2 protein-coding genes are annotated in these 2,790 nt (G+C 64.7%); one reads left to right on the forward strand and one right to left on the reverse strand.

What is annotated here, in order from left to right:
* A partial coding sequence (locus tag VJS90_RS19820; RefSeq protein WP_324123331.1) for a homocysteine S-methyltransferase family protein occupies positions 1-240 on the reverse strand: 240 nt, incomplete at its 3' end.
* Between the two features lie 158 nt (positions 241-398).
* On the opposite strand from VJS90_RS19820, the gene VJS90_RS19825 reads away from it, so the two are divergent.
* Complete coding sequence (locus VJS90_RS19825) at positions 399-2,699, forward strand: fatty acid cis/trans isomerase (RefSeq protein WP_324123332.1); 2,301 nt, start codon at positions 399-401, stop codon at positions 2,697-2,699.
* Positions 2,700-2,790: the final 91 nt, after the last annotated feature.

Raw genomic sequence — 2,790 nt, forward strand, 5'->3', positions numbered from 1 at the left:
GTCGGCGCCGGCATCCAGGTAGGCCTTCTCGATCGCCGCGATGATATCCGGCTGGCTGAGCAGCAACAGGTCGTTGTTGCCCTTAACATCGCTTGGCCAATCAGCGAAGCGCGTGCCACGATAGTCGGCTTCCTCCAGGCGGTAACTCTGGATCATAGTACCCATGCCGCCATCGAGGATCAGGATGCGCTCTTTGAGTGCGTGCTGAAGTGCTTGGTAACGAGCGCTGCGGTCAGACATAGGACTACCTGGTCGGGCAAAAACAGAGGTGCGCAATGATAGCAAGGTTGCAGGGATTTTAGGCCTGTCCGGCTTTTACATGAATCCTGCTCATGTTGACGCGCCCGCCGGCCGATAGACACGTGATAGCTTCTCCAAGAACCCAGGACTTTCGGTACATGGTGCATCGTTTTCTTGCCGGCCTTTTCGCCCTGCTCATCAGCGGCGTGGCACTCGGGCAAGCCCCCCAATCCAGCTCGGCCATTTCCTATACCCGAGACATTCAGCCGATCCTCACCGAGAAGTGCGTCGCGTGCCATGCGTGCAACGACGCCGCCTGCCAGCTCAACCTGGGCAGCGGGGAGGGCGTGCAGCGTGGCGCCTCGAAGATCCCGGTGTACCAGGGCGACCGCAGCACGGCGCAAGCGCCTACCCGGCTGTTCTACGACGCGCAGGGCGAGGACGCCTGGCGCAGGAAGGACTTCTATTCGGTGCTCGACAACCAGGGCAGCCAGGCCGCCTTGATGGCGCGCATGCTCGAGCTTGGCCACAAGACCCCGATCGAGCCCAATGCCAAGCTGCCCAAGGACATCGTCCTGGGGCTCGAGCGCGCCAACATGTGCCCGCTGCCGCAGGAGTTCGACGGCTACGCCGGCGCGCATCCCAAAGAAGGCATGCCGCTGGCCGTCACCGGACTGACCGACGCCGAATACCAGACCCTGCAACGCTGGCTCGCGGCGGGCGCGCCAGTCGAGCAGGCGCCGATCCAGCCAAGCAGGAGCGAGGCCCGGCAGATCGCCGAATGGGAAGCGCTGTTCAACCGCCCGGGGTCCACCGAGGCGCTGGTGGCGCGCTGGCTGTACGAGCACCTGTTCCTCGCCCACGTGCATTTCGTCGGGGGCGAGCAAGGCCACTTCTTCCAGTGGGTGCGCTCGCGCACGCTGAGCGGCAAGCCGATAGACCTGATCGCCACGCGCCGCCCCAACGACCCGCCCGGCACTGATTTCTACTACCGCCTGATGCCGGTGCAGGGCGTGATCGTGCACAAGACGCACATCACCTACCCAATGGGCCCGCAGAAGCTGAAACGCATCAAGCAACTGTTCTACAGTGGCGACTGGCATGCCTCGTCGCTGCCAGGCTACGGCCCGCGCCGGCGCTCCAATCCCTTCGAGACCTTCGAGGCGATCCCGGCGGTGGCGCGGTACCAGTTCATGCTCGACAATGCCGAGTACTTCGTGCGCACCTTCATCCGCGGCCCGGTGTGCCGTGGGCAGATCGCCACCGATGTGATCCGCGACAATTTCTGGGTGGTGTTCCAGGAGCCCGCGCATGACCGCTACATCACCGATGCCGCCTACCGGGGCCAGGCCACCCCGCTGCTGGCGATGCCGGGACAGATCGACGATGTCGGCAGCATCCTCAGCCTGTGGCATGCCTACCGCGACAAGCGCAACGACTACGAGAACCTGCGCCGCGAGGCCTATGCCGAACTCCCGGCACCGGGCTGGTCGACCCTGTGGGCGGGCAACGACAACGCGTTGCTGAGCATCTTCCGCCACTTCGACAGCGCCTCGGTGACCAAGGGCCTGATCGGCGACGTGCCGCAGACGATGTGGCTGTTCGACTACCCGCTGCTGGAGCGCACCTATTACCAGCTGGCGGTCAACTTCGACGTGTATGGCAACGTTTCGCACCAGGCACAGACCCGCCTGTACTTCGACCTGATCCGCAATGGCGCCGAGGTCAACTTCCTGCGCCTGATGCCCGCCGACAAGCGCGGCGCCATCCTCAGCGACTGGTACCAGAACAGCGGCAAGGTGAAGATGTGGCTGGACTACGAGGCCATCGACACCGATACCCCAAGCGGGATCAAGCTCGACCCACGCGATCCCAAACGCGACTTCGGCCTCAGGCTGCTGCAGCTCAGCGCCAGCCTCAATGCCTCGCCCGACCCGATCAACCGCTGCAACGGCGCCTACTGCTCGCGGCCTGGCCTGAGCGAGGCCCTGCGCAATGCCGAGCAGTCGCTCAGCCGCCTGGTCTCGCGCCCGGCCGCGGGCCTCAAGGTGATCAACCAGCTGCCCGAAGCGACCATGCTGCGCATCGAAGGGCAGGGCGGCGAGCGCCAGGTCTACAGCCTGCTGCGCAACCGCGCCCACAGCAACGTCGCCTTCATGCTGGGCGAAGCCTACCGTTACCAGCCGGGCCTGGACACACTGACGCTGTACCCCGGCGTGCTAAGCAGCTACCCGAACTTCATGTTCAACATCCCGGCCGGCGAAGTGCCCGAGTTTGTCGAGGACATGGAAGCCGCGCGCGACGACACCGCCAGGTTCGAGCGCATCGTCCAGCGCTGGGGCGTGCGCCGCAGCCATCCGCAGTTCTGGACGTACTTCCACGACCTGGACCACTACATCCAGGAGACTGACCCGGTGGAGGCGGGTGTACTGGACATGAACCGCTACGAAAACCTGTAGCGGCATGACCGCTGGTAAGGTCGAATGACCTTTACCGGCAACCTGCGGTCGGACCCCCCGAGCGGTCCCGGTTGCCACCGGGGCCTGAATG

The sequence above is a fragment of the Pseudomonas sp. genome, assembly GCF_035277045.1.
Lineage (GTDB): Bacteria > Pseudomonadota > Gammaproteobacteria > Pseudomonadales > Pseudomonadaceae > Aquipseudomonas.